We start from the raw sequence: 18,709 nt of genomic DNA on the forward strand, positions 1-18,709 counted from the left end.
GAAAATGTGATAGATCAAAAAACAGCAGGTGAAGAAGTGGTATGATGCCCAGGCAGGACATTCACTTCCGCACCTGCTGTTTTCTTCCCTGAATATGTTATGTTACTGCGCTGCAGGCCGAAATGCCATCTTTTTAAAGGCTGCCGTAAGGACAAGCCCTTTGAAAATACTGGAAATCGTAATACTCCACCAGATTCCGTTCAGTCCGAGCGGCGTAGAGATCAAAAGCAGGGCAAGAGGAATTCTTGCTGTCGTAAGCGTGATGCTGACGACAGACGGAGGAAGTGTCCGCCCAAGCCCGGAAAATGCTCCGGCGGTCGTGATTTCCATACACATGAACAGCTGTGAGACACCTAGGATCTGCAGGTAAGCCACTCCCATCGGGAGGACGTCCGCCTCCGGAATGAAAATCCGGAAAATCGGCGCCGGAAAGACGATCAGGACGATCGTACAGAAGACACCCCACAGCAGGACGACCACCATAGAGCAACGGTAGCCTTTCTTTGCCCTTGCAGCATTGCCTGCGCCGAAATTCTGGGCGATAAAAGAATTGACCGCGGCGGCGAATCCATCCGACGTCATCCAGGAAATAGACTCGATCTGAGAGCCGACTTTCTGGACAGCCACGGCTGAATCTCCGAATCCGGCAACAATCCGGGCGATTACCATGGAAATGCCGGTGAAAATCATGCTCTGGACAGAAGAAGGCAGTCCGATACGGATCAGCTCTTTTAGCACAGAAAGCTGAGGCTTTGTAAAAAAGTGAAGATTCATAAAAATATCCGGCTCTTTACGGACTGAAAGCAGGAAAACGACGGTGACCACAGCCTGGGCAAATACTGTGGCAATTGCAGCACCTGCCACATCAAGTTTCGGAAACGGACCGATGCCGAAGATCAGAACCGGATCCAGAACGATGTTGATGATAAGACCGGCAGCGGTTGCGAGAAAGGAAGTACGGCTGTTGCCCATGGCAGTCAGAATTCCTGTAAAAACCTGATTTAAAAAGGAAAAAACGACAAGCCCGCAGGTGATGGCAAGATAAATTTCTGCATTCTGAATGACTGCCGGAGAATTCAGCCGGAAAAATCCGATCAGCGGCTTTTGAAAAAGAAGGCAGATGATGCCGTAGGCAAGTCCGAGAATCAGGGAAAGCTGGATCGCATTCCGGGCATAGCCGCATGCCTCGGTCCGTTCGCCGGCGCCAAGAGAATGTCCGACCTTGACCTGTCCGCCCATTTTTGCAAGTACAGTGATTCCATTCGCAAACCACATGTACATGCCGGCAGCCCCGACAGATGCGACCGCGTCACTGCTGATTCTTCCGATCCAGATCATATCGGTGAGATTGTATGCCATCTGGACAAGAGATGTCGCCATAATCGGGAGAGCAAGTCTGGTCAGTGACGGGAAAACCGGTCCGTTCAGTAAATCAATCTTTTGTCTCATTTTTAATCCCCCATTTGTAAAAGCTTTATTGCAATCAGGCCTTGTGGCCGAATATCTACATTTTATCATAAAAGGATGCAAAATCCTATAAGCCGGTTGATTTCCGGCCGGAATTTCCTTATACTAAAATCATAGAATAATCCCCATCCGGACATCCGGTGGGGCTTTTCACTGATGGAACGAACTATGTAAAGAGAGGAAAACCAAATGAAGAAAATACTGATGATTGGAACCGGAGGGACGATTGCCTCAAAGCAGACGGAAAACGGACTGGCCCCGGGCCTGACGCCGAATGACATTCTAGCCTGCATTCCTCAGGTGAAACATGTATGTGAGGTGGAGACGCTTCAGGTGTGCAATATCGACAGCACCAATGTAACACCGGAGCACTGGAAGCTGATGGTGGAAGCGGTGGAGAAGCACTACGATGCCTATGACGGGTTTGTGATCTGCCATGGAACCGACACCCTTGCCTACACAGCGGCGGCGCTTTCCTATATGATTCAGAATTCCCCAAAGCCGATTGTCGTGACCGGAGCACAGAAGCCGATCAATATGGACGTGACGGATGCAAAGACCAATCTGCTGGACAGCTTTATCTACGCGGCGGATGACGATTCCGAAGATGTCAGCATCGTGTTTGACGGCAAAGTCATTATCGGAACAAGGGCGAAAAAGGAGCGGGCAAAAAGCTACAATGCATTTTCCAGCATTAATTTCCCGTACCCGGCTGTGATTCAGGACGGTCAGGTGATCCGGTACATCCCGCCGGTACGGCATAAGGGAGAAGTACGGTTTTACCATGACATGAAAGATAGTGTTTATGTGCTGAAACTGGTTCCGGGCATGCGAAGCGGCGTGCTGACTCAGATTCTGGAACAGTATGACTGTGTCGTGATCGAGAGCTTTGGCGTAGGCGGACTTCCGGACAGCATTACTGCGGAAGTCTATGAGGGAATGAAGAAGTGGAAAAAAGAAGGAAAACTGATTGTCATGACGACACAGGTTGTAAGTGAAGGAAGCAATATGACAGTCTACGAGGTCGGAAAAAAGGTAAAGCAGGATTTTGATCTTCTGGAAGCCTATGACATGACACTGGAGGCTACGATTACAAAACTCATGTGGCTGATGGCGCAGCCGGCAAAAGATTATGAGGAAATCAAAAAACGATTCTACAGAATGATTAATCACGATATCCTGTTCGCGGGATTCAGAGAGGATAAGTAAAAGAGTATGGGAAAACGGGAACTAATGCGGGACAGATTGAAGACGCTGTCCGATGAAGCCTATAAGGAATTCAACGACCGGATTTTAAATGCACCGTCCATGCCGACGCTTGGCATCCGGATACCGAAGCTTCGGGAACTTGCAAAAGAAGCGGCAAAAGAGCCGGAGGGCGGATGGCTTGATGAAATGCTCCGGGATCATGGGAGCTGCGTCTATCAGGAAGAGCACATGCTCTTTGGGATGGCTTCCGGATACAGAAAAGCATCCAGAGAAGAACATGCGGCCATGCTCGATATCTGGGTACCGGGAGTTCTGTCCTGGGCGGACTGTGACTGCAGCACTTCCACGTATAAATGGATGGAAAAGGATCCGGAATTCTGGTTTTCCTATCTGGAAAAATGGCTGAACAGCAGCCGGGAATTTGAGCTCCGGTTTGGTGTAATCGCACTGATGGACCATTTCCTGAATGACCGGTATATAGATGAAGTACTGCGCCGGTATGCGGATATCAGGTCAGAAGACTATTATGTCCGGATGGGGATCGCCTGGGGCGTGGCAACCGCATATGTGAAGTACCCGGAAAAAGTACTTGGACTTCTGAAAGAAAAGAAGCTGGATATCTGGACCCACAACAAGGCGATCCAGAAATGCAGAGAGTCGAGACGGGTCAGCGCTCAGGACAAGGAAATGCTTAATGCACTGAAACGAAAACAGGAGGAAGAACATGGGAATACCAGGATTTGACACCGTCTTTCTGGATCTGGACGGAACGCTCATCGATTCGGAGCCGGGAATAATCAATTCAGTAGTCTACGCTCTGAAAAAATTTGGAATTGAAAAGGAACGAAAGGAACTGCTTCCGTTTATCGGGCCTCCGCTTCTCACTTCGTTCCAGAAATACACCGGGCTGAGTGAAACAGAGGCAAGAAAAGCGGTGGAATATTACAGGGAAAATTTCGGAACAAAAGGTGTGTATGAGTACCGTCTGTACGACGGGGTGGAAACCATGCTGCGGGAGCTCAAAGAAGCAGGCCTCCGCATTGTCATGGCCACCTCCAAGCCGGAACATTATGCCGGAATCATTGCCGGAGATGCCGGGATTGAGTCATACTTCACTTACATCTGCGGGGCGACCATGGATGAGAGCAGGCTGACAAAAGAAGATGTCATTGCCTATGCGCTGGAAACGTGCGGAAAAAAACCGGGAGATCCATCGGTTATCATGGTGGGAGACAGGGAACATGACATCCTTGGCGCCAGGACATTCGGACTTGCCTCAGCCGGAGTCCTCTACGGATTCGGAAGCCGGAAGGAGCTGGAGGCGGCCGGAGCGGATATGATTTTTGACTCGGTCGAAGAATTGAAAGAGTTTCTGAAGGGAGAGGCCTAGAACCTTAAGATTCCATGAAAATTCCATGAACTCCTTGACAAATCGGGGGCTGATGACTATGATTATCATAGTTTCATATTTAAAGGTGTTGATAAAGAGGAGTACACACCTGCCCTTGACAGAGAGAATTACCCGCTGGCTGGAAGGTGATTACAAGAAGGAGTTGTGGAAGGTAGCTTTGGAGCCGGATGTCTGAATGTGTCCGATTGAGAGAAAGGACAGTAGGAGATCCCGGAGTAGTTCCCGTTATAGAACGAAGAGATATACATCTGTCAGAGAGGACAGGTGTATAAAAAAGGTGGTACCGCGTTTTGACGCCCTTTACATATGTAAAGGGCGTTTTGTTATTCACAGGAACGCTTGAAATGAGGAGGTAATGATGAGCAGACAGTTGGACAAAACGTACAATCCGAAGGAGATTGAACCGAAGCTTTATGAAAAATGGTGTGAGAATAAGTATTTTCACGCAGAAGTAGACAGGAGCAGAAAGCCGTTTACGACGGTGATGCCGCCGCCGAATATCACAGGAAAGCTGCACATGGGACATGCCCTGGACAATACGCTTCAGGATATCCTGATCCGTTATAAGAGAATGCAGGGATACAATGCCCTCTGGATTCCGGGTACGGACCATGCGGCGATCTCCACCGAAGTTAAGGTGACGAATCAGTTAAAAGAAGAGGGCATCGACAAGAGGGAGCTTGGAAGAGAAGGCTTTCTGGACCGTGTCTGGGAGTGGAAAGAGGAGTATGCAGGGACGATTGAATCCCAGTTAAAGAAACTTGGCGTATCCTGTGACTGGGACAGAGAGCGGTTCACGATGGACGAAGGATGCAGCAGGGCTGTAGAGGAAGTGTTCGTACGCCTTTATGAAAAAGGATATATCTACAAAGGTTCCCGGATCATCAACTGGTGTCCGGTATGCCAGACATCCCTTTCCGATGCGGAAGTAGAGCATGAGGAACAGGCAGGACATTTCTGGCACATCCGTTATCCGATCGTAGGCGCGGACAGAAGCCTTGTGATCGCGACGACACGTCCGGAGACGATGCTTGGAGATACTGCGATTGTAGTAAATCCGGAAGATGAACGTTATACCGATATTATTGGAAAGAAAGCGCTTCTGCCGCTTGTAAATAAGGAAATCCCGATCATTGCGGATGCCTATGTAGACAAGGAATTCGGAACCGGTGCCATGAAAGTGACTCCGGCACATGACCCGAACGACTTCGAGATCGGAAAGAGACACGGCCTGGAAGAGATCAACATCATGAATGATGATGCGACGATCAATGAAAACGGCGGCAAGTACGCAGGTATGGGACGCTACGAAGCAAGAGAAGCGATCGTGCAGGATCTGAAAGACCAGGGATATCTGGTAAAAGTGGAAGATTATGCACATAATGTAGGTGTACACGAGAGATGTAAGCAGACGGTCGAGCCGTTAATCAAGCAGCAGTGGTTTGTCAAGATGGAAGAGCTTGCAAAGCCGGCCATCAAAGCACTGGAGACAGGAGAGTTAAAGCTGATTCCGGAACGTATGAACAAAATATACCTGCAGTGGCTGAACAATATCCGTGACTGGTGTATTTCCAGACAGATCTGGTGGGGACACCGGATTCCGGCATACTACTGCGACGAATGCGGCGAAATGATTGTACAAAGAGGTGGAGCTCCGGCCGTATGCCCGAAATGCGGATGCACGCACTTTACACAGGATGAGGATACACTGGATACCTGGTTTTCCTCCGCACTGTGGCCGTTCTCCACACTTGGATGGCCGGATCAGACAGAGGAGCTGGATTACTTCTATCCGACAGATGTCCTTGTAACCGGATATGACATCATCTTCTTCTGGGTAATCCGTATGGTATTCTCAGGATTTGAGCAGACCGGAAAATGCCCGTTCCACACGGTATTCTTCCACGGCCTGATCCGGGATGACCAGGGAAGAAAGATGAGCAAGTCGCTTGGAAACGGGATCGATCCGCTGGAAATCATCGACGAGTACGGTGCTGATGCGCTCCGTCTTACGGTGGTGACAGGAAACGCGCCTGGAAACGATATGCGTTTCTATAAAGAAAAAGTAGAAGCAAACCGTAACTTTGCAAACAAAGTATGGAACGCTTCCAGGTTTATCCTGATGAATATGGAAGATAAAGTGATCAGCCGTCCGGATGCCCAGGATCTGACAGCAGCTGACAGGTGGATCCTTTCCAGAGCAAACCGTCTGATCAAAGATGTGACGGAAAACATGGATAAATTTGAACTGGGAATTGCAGTACAGAAAGTATACGACTTTATCTGGGATGAATTCTGTGACTGGTACATCGAGATGGCAAAATACCGTATTTACCATTCCGATGAAAATTATAAGGCAGCCAATGCAGCGCTTTGGACCTTGAAAACGGTTCTTGCGGACGCACTTAAACTTCTGCATCCGTACATGCCGTTTGTGACAGAAGAAATCTACAGTGCCCTTGTTCCGTCAGAAGAATCTCTGATGATGTCTGACTGGCCGGAATACGATGAAGCACTGAACTTCCCGGAGGAAGAAAATATCGTTGATCATGTCAAGGATATTGTAAGGGGTGTGAGAAATGCACGTGCTGAGATGAACGTGCCAAACAGCCGGAAGGCAAAAGTATTTATTGTTTGTGAGAATGAGACACTTTGTGAGGGGTTTGAAACATTAACAGAATCAGTGAAACCATTGATGAATGCAAGCGATCTCATCATTCAGGGAACAAAAGAGGGAATCTCTGAAGATGCGGTTTCTATTGTAGTTCCGGATGGAGCAGTGTATATGCCGCTTGAGGATCTGATTGATTTCGAGCAGGAAAAGGAACGACTTTTAAAAGAAGAGGAAAAGCTGAAAAAAGAACTTGCCCGTGTAAACGGTATGCTGAACAATGAAAAATTCATGAGTAAGGCGCCGGAGGCAAAGGTCAATGAAGAGCGGGCCAAGCTGGAAAAATATACACAGATGATGGAACAGGTTCAGGAACGTCTTGCATCGATCATGAAGTAGCAGACAAGGGGAAATCATGAAGAAAATCCATTTTAAGAAACCGGATATCAAAGGAAAGATAGAGAGACTGCGGCACCTGAGCAGAGAGGATATTAAGAACAATTTGAAAAAAAGAAAAGAACGCCGGCAGAGGATTCTGGAAGAGCGGAAAAACAGCGCTTTTTCCAGAAAAATGGCGCCGGTGTACAAGTGGATGAATATTTTTTCCCTTCCGCTTCACGCGGTGTGGGCAATGGTCATCAACCTGATCATCGAAAGTATTTCACGCCATTCTGTTTTTGCAGCATGGAACTATATGGTGGAAACGCCGCTTGTATTTCTTTACAATGCGTTTATGATTTTTGTGACATTTTCAATTGTGTATCTGTTCCGGCGGAGGGTGTTTGTTCGGATTTTGATCAGTGTATTCTGGCTGATGCTTGGAGTTGTAAACGGAGCGATGCTTTTAAAGAGGGTCACGCCGTTTAATGCACAGGACCTGAAGGCACTGACCGAAGGACTGTCCCTGTTTACCAATTATTTTGCTGTCTATGAGCTGATCATTATGGCGGTCGGTGTTGTTGCGGTGATCATATGGGTGATTGCCATGTGGCGCCGGGGCGGACAGTATCAGGGGAAGATGCACAGGTGGCTCGCGCTGGCCGGTGTCGGGATCTGCTGCGGAGCATATGTGGTTTTGACAAATCTTGCGGTTGACCATCGTGTGGTATCGACTTATTTTGGAAATATTGCTTTTGCATATGAAGATTATGGACTTCCGTACTGCTTTTCTGCCAGTCTGTTCAACACGGGAATTGATAAACCGAACGGATACAGTGAAGAGACGATCGATGAGATTAACAAGGACGGAACTTTGACAAAGAGTGAAACAAGTCTGAAAGAAGGCGAGATGCCAAATATTATTTTTGTGCAGCTGGAATCCTTCTTTGATCCGACGGAGGTGGAATTCTACCAGCTCTCCAAGGACCCGATTCCGTTCCTGAGGTCATTGTTTAATGAGTATTCGACCGGATACTTCAAGGTACCGTCTGTCGGTGCGGGAACTGCAAATACAGAGTTTGAGGTATTGACCGGAATGAACATGCGGTATTTCGGACCGGGCGAGTATCCATTTAAGACAAAATTAAAGACGGAAGTCTGCGAAAGTGCGGCAACAGCGCTTTCTGCCCTCGGTTACGGAACTCACGGAATACACAATAACGGCGGAAATTTCTACAGCCGTGCGCGGGTGTACAATAATACCGGATTTGATACGTTTACGAGCAAGGAATTTATGAATATCCTTCAGACTACACCGAATAACTGGTCAAAGGATGATATTCTTGTGGAACACATCATGGACGCACTGGATTCGGATGAGCAGCAGGATTTTGTCTTTACTATCAGTGTGCAGGGACATGGTGATTATCCGACAGAGAAAGTCATTGAGAATCCGGAGATTACCGTTTCCGGAATGGAAGACCAGGAGAAGCAGAATGCATGGGAATATTATGTAAACCAGATCTATGAAATGGATCAGTTCGCCCGGCACCTTGTGGAAGAGGTGGAAAAAAGAGATGAGCCGAGCGTCATCGTATTTTACGGGGACCATCTTCCGACCATGGGACTGGAAGCGAAGGATCTGAAGAGCAGGTATCTCTATAATACCAATTACGTGATCTGGGACAACATCGGACTTGAGAAAGAGGACAGAAACATTCCGTCCTACCAGATTATGGCAGATGTGTTTGAACGCCTTGGAATCCAGTCGGGAACGGTATTCAATTACCATCAGCAGAGAAGACAGACCGAGGATTATCTGAAAGATCTGGAACTTCTGCAGTATGACATTCTCTACGGAGAGCAGTACGTGTACGACGGCAACCCGCCGATCACGGAAGGACATATGAGAATGGGCGTCAAGGATGTGACGCTGAATAATATTGTGCCGCAGCCTGGAGAGGAAAATTCCTACAGTCTGTACGGAGAAAATATGACGCGGAACAGTAAGATCTTTGTCAATGGGGAACAGCAGGAAAGCAAGTTCCTCAATAACACTCATGTGGTGTTAAATGACTGTGCTTTGGAGGACGGAGATATCATCACTGTGATCCAGATGGGATCCAGCAGTACGGTATTTGCCACCTCTCAGAAATATGTCTACCAGAACGGAACGCTCACCCTGGCTCCGGAAGAGGAGCAGGATGAGCCGGCAAAGAACTGGGTGGAAGCGTTTGAAGGCACAAGCGATGAGGAATAATATGATGAATTATGAAGAAGCGGTAAACTATATTGACAGGCTTCAGATGTTTGCAAAAAAACATTCCCTGGACCATACGAGAGTATTTTTATCGTATCTGGGTATGCCCCAGCGCGAGAAAAAGATCATCCATGTGGCAGGGACCAACGGGAAAGGAAGCGTGTGCAGATATCTGCAGGCGCTTCTGACCGGAGAGGGGAAGAAGACGGGACTGTTTACTTCCCCTCATCTTGTTACGATCCGGGAGCGGATCCGTATCGGCGAAGAAATGATATCCGAAGAACAATTTGTCCGGATATTTGAGGAAGTTCGAAAAGCCGCCGGAGAGATGGAAAAAGAAGGACTTGGCCACCCGACTTATTTTGAGTTTTTATTCGGAATGGCGATGAAATTCTTTGACGAAGAAGAGGCGGAATATATCATTCTGGAGACCGGTCTCGGAGGAAGACTGGATGCGACAAACAGCATTGAACATCCGGTCCTGACCGTGATCACGTCCATCGGAATGGATCATACGGAGATTCTGGGAGATACGATCAAAAAGATTGCTGCGGAAAAAGCGGGAATCATCAAACCGGGTGTGCCGCTGATCTGCGACGCGACAGAGGAAAAGGCACTTGGTGTCCTGAAAAAAACGGCGGAAAATGCCGGCGCGGAATGTAGAGAAATCTCGGAAAATGCGTTCAAAATCATGAAAATTACGGGAAAGGATCTTGAATTTTCAACGTCAAATCGGTATGATGATACTGCAATGTGGAAACTGCCGACGACAGCATCGTATCAGCCGATGAATGCAGTGCTCGCGCTGGAGGCAATGAAGCGTCTGGTCAAAGAGCCGACGGCATCGTGGAGGAAGATTCTGGAGACGACGTCCTGGAAGGGAAGGATGGAGGAAGCGCTTCCGGGGATCGTACTGGACGGTGCACACAATATGCCGGCTGTCAGAGCGCTTGCGAAAAGTATCCGGATGCAGGAGAAATTTCGCAGTCCGGATGGAAAGCTGATCGTATTGTTTTCTGCGGTGAAGGAAAAGGACTATCATGAAATGATCCGTTTTGTCTGCCGTGAAATTCCGGCAGATTTGATTGTTGTAACAAAGATTCCGGATGAGCGGGGAGTAAATCCCGGAGAGCTTCAGAAGGATTTTGCTCAATGGACGGACAGCCGCGTGGTAGTCAAAGATACGGTAAAAGAGGCGTGCAGCTATGTCACTGCCTGCAAACGGGAACAGGATCAGGTATACTGTTTTGGTTCCCTGTACCTTGTAGGAGAAATGGAAACATTACTAAGGGAGGCAGCCAGATGTTAAATTTTGAAGAAGAACTGAAGAAATTTCAGCCAAGCCTGGAAGTAGATGAGATCGAAGAAGAGGCCTTGAGTGAGGATCTGACGGATCTGTCGGATCTTTTAAAAGATATCTTGGAAACAACGAGATAACAGAACGGGGAGATATAAATGGATATCAGAGGAGAACTGAGGTACCGGTCCCTGTACTGGTATAATGATGGATTGAGAAAAGCGAAAATACGGGACCTGACAGGAGCAGAAAACTCACTGAAAAAAAGTATTCAATTTGATAAATATAATAAGGATGCAAGGAATCTTCTGGGACTTGTCTATTATGGCAGAGGAGATGTGACGCGTGCGCTTGTTGTCTGGACAGTGAGCCTGAAGCTGGTTCCTGCTGACAATATCGCATCCGACTATATCGATGAATTCAAATCTTCCAGGGGGGATCTGGAAGCAGTCGATCAGACTGCGAAGAAGTACAACCAGTGCCTGCAGTACTGCAGACAGGGAGGGGAAGATCTGGCTGTCATCCAGCTGAAAAAGATCGTAACCGAACACCCTGATTTTCTGAAAGCATATCAGCTTCTGGCACTGTTGTATCTGCACACGGAGCAGTATGCTAAGGCGAGACAGGTGCTCAGAAAGGCACAGAAGCTGGATACGACAGATCCGATCACGCTGAACTATATTTACGAGCTGAACCGGATGCACAGAAAACGTACGTCCGGACAGAAGGATGTGAAGGAACAGCAGACCGTAAGCTATAAACTCGGCAATGAAACAATCATCCAGCCGGTGGAAACAAAAGAACGGGAAAAAGGAATGGCGTTTACGATTGCCAATATTGTCATCGGCCTTGTGGTCGGAGCGGCAGTGATGTGGTTTCTGATTATGCCGGCGGTCAATGAGTCTCAGGCAAGACAGATGAATGAAAGCATTGTGGAGGCAAGCGACCAGATCGCTTCCCAGGAGTCTGAGATCAGCGCCCTGGAAAAGGAGCTGGAAAGCTACCGGACCCAGAGTGATGAGGCACAGACGGCAAAAGAGACCGCGGAGTCTACAAAGAGCAGCTACGAGTCTTTGATGGATATTCAGACCAAATACCGCAACGGCTCGGAGTCGAATGAAAACCTGGCGGATGAGCTTCTGGCCATCAATCAGGATTCTCTTGGAGATCTGGGAAAAGAACAGTTTACAGAACTGACAGAGAGCATTTACCCGTCAGCCTGCCGGAGACAGTACAACCGGGGAGTGGCCAACTCGGATGTGGAAAACTACGAGGCGGCAATCGAGAATCTGTCGAAAGTTGTCAGGATGGACGAGACTTATGACGATGGAAACGCCATGTATCTTCTTGCTCAGGCTTATGAGGAGACAGGCGACACGGAAAATGCAAAGAACTATTATCAGAAAGTAACGGAGCAGTTCTCCGGTACATCTCTGGCGGAGGAGGCGCAGTCGGCTCTTGAGAGCCTGAATGCAGCCGGTTCGGGAAATACAGGAGAATAACAGCCGGATAAAAGATCCGATACTACAAAAGAGGATGGTGCACAGTGTGCATCATCCTCTTTTTGTTCCGGCGGACACCCCGGGAAGGCGGTGTCGTGAAAAACCGGAAAGGAAACAACGGAAAGGGGAGAGACCGCATGAAATATCAGATAGAAGAAAACTGTCTGACAATCTTTCTGCCAAAGGAGCTGGACCATCATCAGACGGAAGAAATCCGCAGGGAGGCAGACCGGCAGATTGAAAGAAATCATGTGAAATATGTGATTTTTGATTTTGGGGAGACAAGCTTTATGGACAGCTCCGGAATCGGGGTGATGATGGGAAGATACAGAAAACTGAGCCTGACCGGAGGAGAAGTCTGGGCGGCGAATCTGAATGACCGGATGAAAAAGATCCTGAAAATGTCAGGAGCTGCAAAGATTATTCGAATTTACGAGGAGGAAAGACAATGAAACAGGATACGAATGAAATGGAGATTATATTTGACAGCTGCTCGGAAAACGAAGGATTTGCCAGGGTGGCAGTGGCATCGTTCATGACACAGCTCAATCCAACACTGGAGGAAGTGGCGGATGTCAAGACCGCTGTCTCCGAGGCGGTCACCAATGCGGTGATTCATGGCTACAATCAGGAAATACATAAAATCTACATCCGATGTGTGACAGCAGGACATGCGCTGGAAATCGAAGTACGGGACGAAGGAAAAGGAATTGAAAATATTGAAGAAGCAATGCAGCCGATGTTTACGACACGGCCGGAACTGGACCGTTCCGGGATGGGATTTGCCTTTATGGAGGCCTTTATGGATGAGCTGGCGGTGGAATCAAGTCCCGGATGCGGGACAACCGTCCGTATGAAGAAAATCATCGGCAAAGGACGTGACGGATGGATCATACCGCAGAGCTGATTGAAAAGGCACATCAGGGTGACGCGGATGCAAGAGCACTTCTTGTAGAAGAAAACGTCGGGCTTGTCTGGTGCATTGTTCGAAGATACAGTGGACGGGGAACCGAGGCAGAGGACCTGTTCCAGATCGGGAGTATCGGTCTGTTAAAGGCGATTGACAAGTTTGATCTGACATACGACGTTCGTTTTTCGACCTACGCGGTACCAATGATATCCGGGGAAATCAGACGGTTTCTCCGGGATGACGGAATGCTCAAAGTCAGCCGTTCTCTCAAGGAAATTTCCTGTAAAGCATGTCAGGCGAAAGAAGAATTTACGAAAAAGTACAACCGGGAACCGACAATCCGGGAACTGTCGGAGATTTCCGGAATCGGAAAGGAAGAACTGGTAGAGGCTATGGAAGCATCTGCCGAAGTGGAGTCTTTGCACCGGCCGGTCTACAAGAAAGACGGAAGCGAGGTGGAGCTTCTGGAAAAACTGGAAAAGGAGGAAAAAACAGAAGAAAAGATTATTGACCAGATGTTTCTATATTCCCTTCTGGAAAAGCTGGGAAAAGAGGAACGGCAGCTGATTTATCTCAGATATTTTGAAAACAAAACCCAGTCCGAGACCGGGAAAATGCTTGGCATGTCGCAGGTGCAGGTCTCGCGGCTGGAAAAGAAGATCCTGAAACGGATGAAAGAATACGGCAGTCCGCCGGCGTAAAAAAGAATCAGGCATATCCGGTATAAAAAAAGCCAGAACAGACATACTACCTTTGAAAGAAAGGAAAGGTGAAGGAGAATGGAACAGGCAAAAAGAAGAATCCGGATATGCCTGATCTGCGTTGTCACATCAGCTGTTATCCTGGGAATTCTGTATTATGTAATGTCACAGCAACGGCCCGTATCGGAAGAAAACGGAACGCTTGTCAGTGTCAGCATGGAAGAAGGAGGAAACGATGGGAACATCCGGACATACACTCTATATCAAAGGGGAGAAAAATAAGGAACTGGCAAAAACAGAAGTGCTTCTTGGGGATGTGCTTTCGATGGAATGTACCGATCAGACTGTTGTCAGCCGGTTAAAGACAGTGAAACTTCTCCGAGGCTCTTTAAAGAAACGGTATGTCGTATCCATTCTGGAAGTCATCTCCAGAATCCATGAGATTTATCCGAATCTCACCGTGGAAAATATGGGCGAGACAGATCTGATTATTACCATCGAAGATCAGAAAAAGAACGGGAAAGTGATTCCGTTTCTGAAAAGTGTGTTTGTACTTCTTGTAACCTTTATCGGTGCCGGGTTTTCCATCATGTCGTTTAACAATGACGTGGATGTACCAAAACTGTTTAATCAGATCTATTTCCTTGTGACAGGAAACCGGTCGGACGGCTTTGGAATTCTGGAACTGACATACTGTATCGGGATGAGCGTGGGAATTCTGCTGTTTTTCAACCACTTTGGGAAAAGACGTTTTACTGTGGATCCGACGCCGATGGAAGTGGAAATGCGGACGTACGAGGAGGAAATCGAGATGACACTGATCGATGAATACTCACGGAAGAAGGAAGAAAAAGATGTGGGCTGAGCAGATCGTTCTTGGAATCATCGGATTTTCATCCGGCGCGGTCATTGCAGGGGGAATGTTTTCTTTTCTTATCGGGCTTGGGCTGATTTCAGTGTTTGCGGACAGGACCCATACCGGGAAACACATTTTGATGTATGAAAATGCTATTGCCCTCGGCGGAATTCTGTTCAATCTGTTCTTTATCTATCAGATAAAGATACCGGCAGGCAGCTTCCTTCTGGCGCTGTTCGGTCTGTTTTCCGGAATCTTTGTGGGCTGTTGGGCCATGGCGCTTGCAGATATTCTCAATGTATTTCCGATCTTTATCCGGAGGCTGAAAATCATTAAAACCATACCATATATTATCATCGGCCTGTCTCTTGGGAAAACAGCGGGAGCGCTTGTTTATTTTCTGGGAAGATGGGGCGTGTAAGGAGGGATCTGTTTGAAAGAACCGATTAACAGACAACAGGCGAAAAAGCAGAAAAGCTACGAAGAATATGTAAAGCAGAAGACACCGGTGCATAATGTCTGGAAAAACATGTTCCGCTCATTTATCACAGGAGGAACGATCTGTACGATTGGCCAGATCATTTCCAATTATGTGTCCGGCACCGGCATGGACAAGGAGATGACAAGCTGTTATACATCCATGATTCTTGTTCTGTTAAGTGTCGTTTTGACAGGACTGGGACTGTATCCAAAAATCGCGAAATGGGGCGGGGCAGGAGCGCTTGTCCCGATCACCGGATTTGCCAATTCTGTGGCGGCGCCTGCAATCGAATATAAAAAAGAAGGCCAGGTGTTCGGAATCGGATGTAAGATTTTTACTATTGCCGGACCGGTCATTTTGTACGGAATCGTCACGAGCTGGCTGTTTGGACTGATTTACTATTTCCTGCTGAAAGCGGGAATCAGCTGGTAGAGAAAGGTGGGATTGCAGATGAAAAGCGGAATGGCAAAAGGAGCGCAGAGTCTTGGATTTGCAGAGGCGCCCTTCCTGCTGAGCGCGGGAACGATTGTCGGGCAGAAAGAAAGCCAGGGGCCGCTTGGAAAACTGTTCGACGAGCATGGAGAAGACAAGGAAAATCTTTTCGGGAAAGAAACATGGGAGGAGGCAGAAAGCGAAATGCAGAAACGGGCCTGCCTGCGTGCCATACAAAAGGCGCAGATTCCGCAGGAGAAGATCCGCTTTCTGTTCGGCGGCGACCTGTTAAGGCAGGGAACGGCCACCTCCCTTGGAATTGAAAGCCTCCAGATTCCTTTATTCGGACTGTTTGGAGCATGTTCCACATCAGGGGAGGCCATTGCCCTTGGGGCGATGAGCGTGGCAGCCGGATATGCGGACTACGTTCTTGCGGTCACATCCAGCCACTTTGGAAGCGCGGAAAAGGAATTCCGGTTTCCGCTTGGATACGCTTCCCAGAGGCCCCTCTCGGCACAGTGGACGGTAACCGGAAGCGGAGCCTTTGTCATCGGAAAGGAAAAATCGAAGGTGCGGATATCCGGAGTGACAGTTGGGAAAATCGTAGACTACGGGCTGAAAGATTCCCAGAATATGGGAGGATGCATGGCTCCGGCAGCATGTGACACCATTCTGGCAAACAGAAAAGATTTTGGCAGGGAGATGGAAGAGTATGATCAGATCGTCACCGGAGATCTCGGATATATTGGAAGCACGATCCTGTTGGAACTTCTGAAGAAAAACGGAGTGGACATTGAGGAAAGACACATGGACTGCGGGATGAAAATTTTCGATCAGAAGACACAGGATACCCATGCCGGAGGCAGCGGCTGTGGGTGCGCGGCAGTGACACTGGGATCTTATGTTCTTCCGAAAATCATAAAAGGTGAGTGGAAGAAAGTACTCTTTGTCCCGACCGGTGCATTGATGTCAACGGTCAGCTTCAATGAAGGCGAGAGCATTCCGGGCATTGCCCATGGCATTGTGCTGGAACGTGCATGTTGACAAAGGAGGAGAAACGATGGAATATTTTAACGCGTTCTGGGCAGGAGGCCTGATCTGCGCGCTTGTACAGATCCTTCTGGACAGGACAAAACTGATGCCGGGAAGAGTCATGGTGCTTCTTGTAACATCCGGAACTGTGCTGGGATTTCTGGGCGTATATGATCCCCTGATCGAAATGGTCGGCTGCGGGGCAAGCGTTCCGCTTCTTGGATTTGGAAACACTCTGTTCCAGGGAGTCAAAGAGGCCGTCCTGAAAGACGGATTCATCGGGATCTTTGAAGGAGGATTTACCGCAAGCGCGGCAGGAATCTCGGCGGCACTGGTCTTCGGATATCTTGCATCCTGGATTTTTGAACCGAAAATGAAAAAATAACGGAGGGAAGCCCTCCGTTTTACATAATGCAGCCGCTCTTAATCTTCTTCGATGACCTGGATTTCCAGAAAGTCAAAGTCAATACTGTCAATAAAACTGTCCTGGTAAAACCGCGCTTTGGCATGACGCCGGAACTCATTGATATTGCTGTCAAGCCAGATCGGCTGGCTTAAATCAAACTGATAACAGATCTCTTCCAAAGCCCGGAATACTTTATGTGTTCTTGTGTCGGATGAGTCGTCACAGATCACCGTATCTGACAGCATGCGGTTGTTCTTCCATGTCTTTGCCCACAATCGAAACATCCTGAAAACTCCTTTCTCTGTTTGATCATCATACCATTCTATTAAAGAAATGTAAAGTCTGTCCAGGGTTCCTTTACGCACTTTGGAAATCGTGTTACAATACAGAAAACATGCAGGGAGGAGGAAGAAAATGAAAGAACTTCTGGTCGTGATTGATATGCAGAATGACTTTGTGACGGGAAGCCTTGGGACGAAAGAGGCCTGCGGGATTGTGGACAATGTCAAAAACAAGATTGAGGAATATGTAAAGAAAGGGCAGGAGATTGTCTTTACAAGAGATACACATACAGAGCAGTATCCGGAAACTCAGGAGGGACGTCTCCTGCCGGTGGAACACTGTATCAAAGGAAACAAAGGATGGGAGCTGATTCCGGAGATCCGTCCGTATTCGGAAGGCCGCAGTGTCTTTGACAAGACGACATTCGGAAGCGTTCCGCTTGCAGAGTATATCCGGGACGGTGGATTTGATGCCGTGGAGATGATCGGTCTTTGCACAGATATCTGTGTTGTGTCCAATGCCCTCCTGGCAAAAGCGTATGTGCCGGAGCTGCCGGTCCGGGTTGATCCGGCCTGCTGCGCAGGTGTTACACCCGAAAGCCATGAATCGGCATTATGCACAATGAAGATGTGCCAGATTTTAATATAGTAGAGAAAATAATATAGAAAATGTGAAATAAATGACAAACATATAAAAATATGTTATACTATAAAATGGCGCGTAAATGCGGTAAGCATAAAAATGCAGTCTTTTTCGTGAAAGGTGGAAAAGGATGAATGTAAAAAACTATGAAGATGTAGACAGCTGGAAAACCGTGATGTTTCTATATAACGCGGCATTAAAAGAAGTAGGCACAAAGCTGGAAATTTTAAATGATGAGTTCCAGCATGTACATCGGTACAATCCGATTGAACATATCAAAAAGAGAATCAAGACACCGGAGAGCATCGTCAAGAAGCTGAAGAGACAGGGACATGAAAGTTCCATTGAAAATATGGTAAAGTATATCAATGACATTGCAGGAGTCAGACTGATCTGCTCGTTCACTTCGGACATCTATCGTCTGGCTGAGATGATCGGCAATCAGAGTGATCTGAAAGTGCTTTCCATCAAGGATTATATCAAGCATCCGAAGGAAAGCGGATACAAAAGTTATCATATGCTGATCTCGGTTCCGATTTTCCTGACGGACAGTGTGGTAGACACGAAGGTAGAGATCCAGATCCGGACGATTGCCATGGACTTCTGGGCCAGTCTGGAGCACAAGATTTACTATAAGTTTGAAGGAAATGCGCCGGAGTATATCAGCAGAGAGCTGAAAGAATGTGCAAAAATGGTATCAGAACTGGACGATAAAATGCTCTCGCTGAATGAAGCGATTCTGAAATGTCTCGAGCAGGCGGAAGAGGAAAGCAGGCAGCTTGAACTTTTAACGGATCGGGACGGGAATCCGATTTTGAATGAATAGAGGAAC

General features: G+C 47.8%; 21 protein-coding genes and 1 other annotated feature. Of the genes, 19 read left to right on the forward strand and 2 right to left on the reverse strand.

All coding sequences use genetic code 11. The annotated features are described in order from the left end of the window. Positions 1-102: 102 nt before the first annotated feature. On the reverse strand, positions 103-1,449 hold the full coding sequence (locus FGQ85_RS09420; protein WP_087167720.1) for an MATE family efflux transporter: 1,347 nt from the start codon (positions 1,447-1,449) through the stop codon (positions 103-105). A gap of 207 nt (positions 1,450-1,656) precedes the next feature. Between FGQ85_RS09420 and FGQ85_RS09425 the strand changes: the two genes are divergently transcribed. The 17 genes from FGQ85_RS09425 (at position 1,657) to FGQ85_RS09500 (ending at position 16,932) form a co-directional block, all read left to right on the forward strand. Then, complete coding sequence (locus FGQ85_RS09425) at positions 1,657-2,676, forward strand: asparaginase (RefSeq protein ID WP_118636821.1); 1,020 nt, start codon at positions 1,657-1,659, stop codon at positions 2,674-2,676. A gap of 6 nt (positions 2,677-2,682) precedes the next feature. After that, entirely contained in the window at positions 2,683-3,420 is a 738-nt protein-coding gene (locus tag FGQ85_RS09430) for a DNA alkylation repair protein (protein WP_087253443.1), read from the forward strand. Further along, positions 3,401-4,066, forward strand: a complete 666-nt coding sequence (locus tag FGQ85_RS09435; protein WP_138373322.1) for an HAD hydrolase-like protein — start codon at positions 3,401-3,403, stop codon at positions 4,064-4,066. Before FGQ85_RS09430 ends, FGQ85_RS09435 begins: the two co-directional genes overlap by 20 nt. A gap of 79 nt (positions 4,067-4,145) precedes the next feature. Then, positions 4,146-4,391, forward strand: a binding site (T-box leader). Between the two features lie 54 nt (positions 4,392-4,445). After that, a complete protein-coding gene (locus FGQ85_RS09440) occupies positions 4,446-7,097 on the forward strand; it encodes a valine--tRNA ligase (RefSeq protein WP_138373323.1) in 2,652 nt (883 codons plus the stop codon). 16 nt (positions 7,098-7,113) lie between these two features. Continuing rightward, positions 7,114-9,336, forward strand: a complete 2,223-nt coding sequence (locus FGQ85_RS09445) for an LTA synthase family protein (protein WP_138373324.1) — start codon at positions 7,114-7,116, stop codon at positions 9,334-9,336. Between the two features lies 1 nt (position 9,337). Next, on the forward strand, positions 9,338-10,645 hold the full coding sequence (locus FGQ85_RS09450; RefSeq protein ID WP_347563083.1) for a folylpolyglutamate synthase/dihydrofolate synthase family protein: 1,308 nt from the start codon (positions 9,338-9,340) through the stop codon (positions 10,643-10,645). After that, the gene (locus tag FGQ85_RS19020) at positions 10,639-10,773 is read left to right on the forward strand and encodes a hypothetical protein (RefSeq protein WP_255396431.1); all 135 of its coding nucleotides are present in this window, start codon (positions 10,639-10,641) and stop codon (positions 10,771-10,773) included. Before FGQ85_RS09450 ends, FGQ85_RS19020 begins: the two co-directional genes overlap by 7 nt. An 18-nt stretch (positions 10,774-10,791) precedes the next feature. Further along, a complete protein-coding gene (locus tag FGQ85_RS09455) occupies positions 10,792-12,135 on the forward strand; it encodes a tetratricopeptide repeat protein (protein WP_118636817.1) in 1,344 nt (447 codons plus the stop codon). Between the two features lie 137 nt (positions 12,136-12,272). Beyond that, a complete protein-coding gene (locus tag FGQ85_RS09460) occupies positions 12,273-12,587 on the forward strand; it encodes an anti-sigma factor antagonist (protein ID WP_087167746.1) in 315 nt (104 codons plus the stop codon). Continuing rightward, positions 12,584-13,042, forward strand: a complete 459-nt coding sequence (gene spoIIAB, locus FGQ85_RS09465; protein ID WP_138373325.1) for an anti-sigma F factor — start codon at positions 12,584-12,586, stop codon at positions 13,040-13,042. The genes FGQ85_RS09460 and spoIIAB overlap by 4 nt, the downstream gene beginning before the upstream one ends. Continuing rightward, positions 13,021-13,746, forward strand: a complete 726-nt coding sequence (locus FGQ85_RS09470) for a SigF/SigG family RNA polymerase sporulation sigma factor (RefSeq protein WP_087167712.1) — start codon at positions 13,021-13,023, stop codon at positions 13,744-13,746. Before spoIIAB ends, FGQ85_RS09470 begins: the two co-directional genes overlap by 22 nt. 78 nt (positions 13,747-13,824) lie before the next feature. Then, positions 13,825-14,028, forward strand: coding sequence for a hypothetical protein (locus FGQ85_RS09475; RefSeq protein WP_087167711.1), 204 nt, complete (start codon positions 13,825-13,827; stop codon positions 14,026-14,028). Beyond that, a complete protein-coding gene (locus FGQ85_RS09480; protein ID WP_087167710.1) occupies positions 13,982-14,611 on the forward strand; it encodes a stage V sporulation protein AA in 630 nt (209 codons plus the stop codon). The genes FGQ85_RS09475 and FGQ85_RS09480 overlap by 47 nt, the downstream gene beginning before the upstream one ends. Continuing rightward, a complete protein-coding gene (locus tag FGQ85_RS09485; RefSeq protein WP_087167709.1) occupies positions 14,601-15,023 on the forward strand; it encodes a stage V sporulation protein AB in 423 nt (140 codons plus the stop codon). Before FGQ85_RS09480 ends, FGQ85_RS09485 begins: the two co-directional genes overlap by 11 nt. 12 nt (positions 15,024-15,035) lie before the next feature. Beyond that, on the forward strand, positions 15,036-15,515 hold the full coding sequence (locus FGQ85_RS09490; RefSeq protein WP_243273014.1) for a SpoVA/SpoVAEb family sporulation membrane protein: 480 nt from the start codon (positions 15,036-15,038) through the stop codon (positions 15,513-15,515). 18 nt (positions 15,516-15,533) lie between these two features. Beyond that, complete coding sequence (locus tag FGQ85_RS09495; RefSeq protein WP_330616766.1) at positions 15,534-16,559, forward strand: stage V sporulation protein AD; 1,026 nt, start codon at positions 15,534-15,536, stop codon at positions 16,557-16,559. Between the two features lie 16 nt (positions 16,560-16,575). After that, the gene (locus FGQ85_RS09500) at positions 16,576-16,932 is read left to right on the forward strand and encodes a SpoVA/SpoVAEb family sporulation membrane protein (protein WP_087253435.1); all 357 of its coding nucleotides are present in this window, start codon (positions 16,576-16,578) and stop codon (positions 16,930-16,932) included. Between the two features lie 38 nt (positions 16,933-16,970). On the opposite strand, the gene FGQ85_RS09505 is transcribed toward FGQ85_RS09500, so the two are convergent. Next, a complete protein-coding gene (locus FGQ85_RS09505) occupies positions 16,971-17,237 on the reverse strand; it encodes a hypothetical protein (RefSeq protein ID WP_087167707.1) in 267 nt (88 codons plus the stop codon). A 130-nt stretch (positions 17,238-17,367) separates the two neighbouring features. Between FGQ85_RS09505 and FGQ85_RS09510 the strand changes: the two genes are divergently transcribed. Both FGQ85_RS09510 and FGQ85_RS09515 read left to right on the forward strand, forming a co-directional pair. After that, on the forward strand, positions 17,368-17,883 hold the full coding sequence (locus tag FGQ85_RS09510; RefSeq protein WP_087167706.1) for an isochorismatase family cysteine hydrolase: 516 nt from the start codon (positions 17,368-17,370) through the stop codon (positions 17,881-17,883). Positions 17,884-18,007: 124 nt separating this feature from the next. Further along, the gene (locus tag FGQ85_RS09515) at positions 18,008-18,703 is read left to right on the forward strand and encodes a GTP pyrophosphokinase family protein (protein ID WP_118636813.1); all 696 of its coding nucleotides are present in this window, start codon (positions 18,008-18,010) and stop codon (positions 18,701-18,703) included. Positions 18,704-18,709 lie beyond the last annotated feature (6 nt).

The organism is Pseudoflavonifractor sp. BSD2780061688st1 E11 (assembly GCF_005844125.1).
In the GTDB taxonomy this organism is placed as follows: domain Bacteria; phylum Bacillota; class Clostridia; order Lachnospirales; family Lachnospiraceae; genus Sellimonas; species Sellimonas catena.

What these genes read in the sequence shown, in the direction of transcription:
- FGQ85_RS09435 (WP_138373322.1), top strand. Translation starts at nt 3,401, where the DNA reads ATGGGAATACCAGGATTTGACACCGTCTTTCTGGATCTGGACGGAACG.
- FGQ85_RS09455 (WP_118636817.1), top strand. Translation starts at nt 10,792, where the DNA reads ATGGATATCAGAGGAGAACTGAGGTACCGGTCCCTGTACTGGTATAAT.
- FGQ85_RS09425 (WP_118636821.1), top strand. Translation starts at nt 1,657, where the DNA reads ATGAAGAAAATACTGATGATTGGAACCGGAGGGACGATTGCCTCAAAG.
- FGQ85_RS09495 (WP_330616766.1), top strand. Translation starts at nt 15,534, where the DNA reads ATGAAAAGCGGAATGGCAAAAGGAGCGCAGAGTCTTGGATTTGCAGAG.
- FGQ85_RS09420 (WP_087167720.1), bottom strand. Translation starts at nt 1,449, where the DNA reads ATGAGACAAAAGATTGATTTACTGAACGGACCGGTTTTCCCGTCACTG.
- FGQ85_RS09480 (WP_087167710.1), top strand. Translation starts at nt 13,982, where the DNA reads ATGGGAACATCCGGACATACACTCTATATCAAAGGGGAGAAAAATAAG.
- FGQ85_RS09515 (WP_118636813.1), top strand. Translation starts at nt 18,008, where the DNA reads ATGAATGTAAAAAACTATGAAGATGTAGACAGCTGGAAAACCGTGATG.
- FGQ85_RS09485 (WP_087167709.1), top strand. Translation starts at nt 14,601, where the DNA reads ATGTGGGCTGAGCAGATCGTTCTTGGAATCATCGGATTTTCATCCGGC.
- FGQ85_RS09475 (WP_087167711.1), top strand. Translation starts at nt 13,825, where the DNA reads ATGGAACAGGCAAAAAGAAGAATCCGGATATGCCTGATCTGCGTTGTC.
- FGQ85_RS19020 (WP_255396431.1), top strand. Translation starts at nt 10,639, where the DNA reads ATGTTAAATTTTGAAGAAGAACTGAAGAAATTTCAGCCAAGCCTGGAA.
- FGQ85_RS09510 (WP_087167706.1), top strand. Translation starts at nt 17,368, where the DNA reads ATGAAAGAACTTCTGGTCGTGATTGATATGCAGAATGACTTTGTGACG.
- FGQ85_RS09445 (WP_138373324.1), top strand. Translation starts at nt 7,114, where the DNA reads ATGAAGAAAATCCATTTTAAGAAACCGGATATCAAAGGAAAGATAGAG.
- FGQ85_RS09460 (WP_087167746.1), top strand. Translation starts at nt 12,273, where the DNA reads ATGAAATATCAGATAGAAGAAAACTGTCTGACAATCTTTCTGCCAAAG.
- FGQ85_RS09470 (WP_087167712.1), top strand. Translation starts at nt 13,021, where the DNA reads ATGGATCATACCGCAGAGCTGATTGAAAAGGCACATCAGGGTGACGCG.
- FGQ85_RS09505 (WP_087167707.1), bottom strand. Translation starts at nt 17,237, where the DNA reads ATGTTTCGATTGTGGGCAAAGACATGGAAGAACAACCGCATGCTGTCA.
- spoIIAB (WP_138373325.1), top strand. Translation starts at nt 12,584, where the DNA reads ATGAAACAGGATACGAATGAAATGGAGATTATATTTGACAGCTGCTCG.
- FGQ85_RS09430 (WP_087253443.1), top strand. Translation starts at nt 2,683, where the DNA reads ATGGGAAAACGGGAACTAATGCGGGACAGATTGAAGACGCTGTCCGAT.
- FGQ85_RS09450 (WP_347563083.1), top strand. Translation starts at nt 9,338, where the DNA reads ATGATGAATTATGAAGAAGCGGTAAACTATATTGACAGGCTTCAGATG.
- FGQ85_RS09440 (WP_138373323.1), top strand. Translation starts at nt 4,446, where the DNA reads ATGAGCAGACAGTTGGACAAAACGTACAATCCGAAGGAGATTGAACCG.
- FGQ85_RS09500 (WP_087253435.1), top strand. Translation starts at nt 16,576, where the DNA reads ATGGAATATTTTAACGCGTTCTGGGCAGGAGGCCTGATCTGCGCGCTT.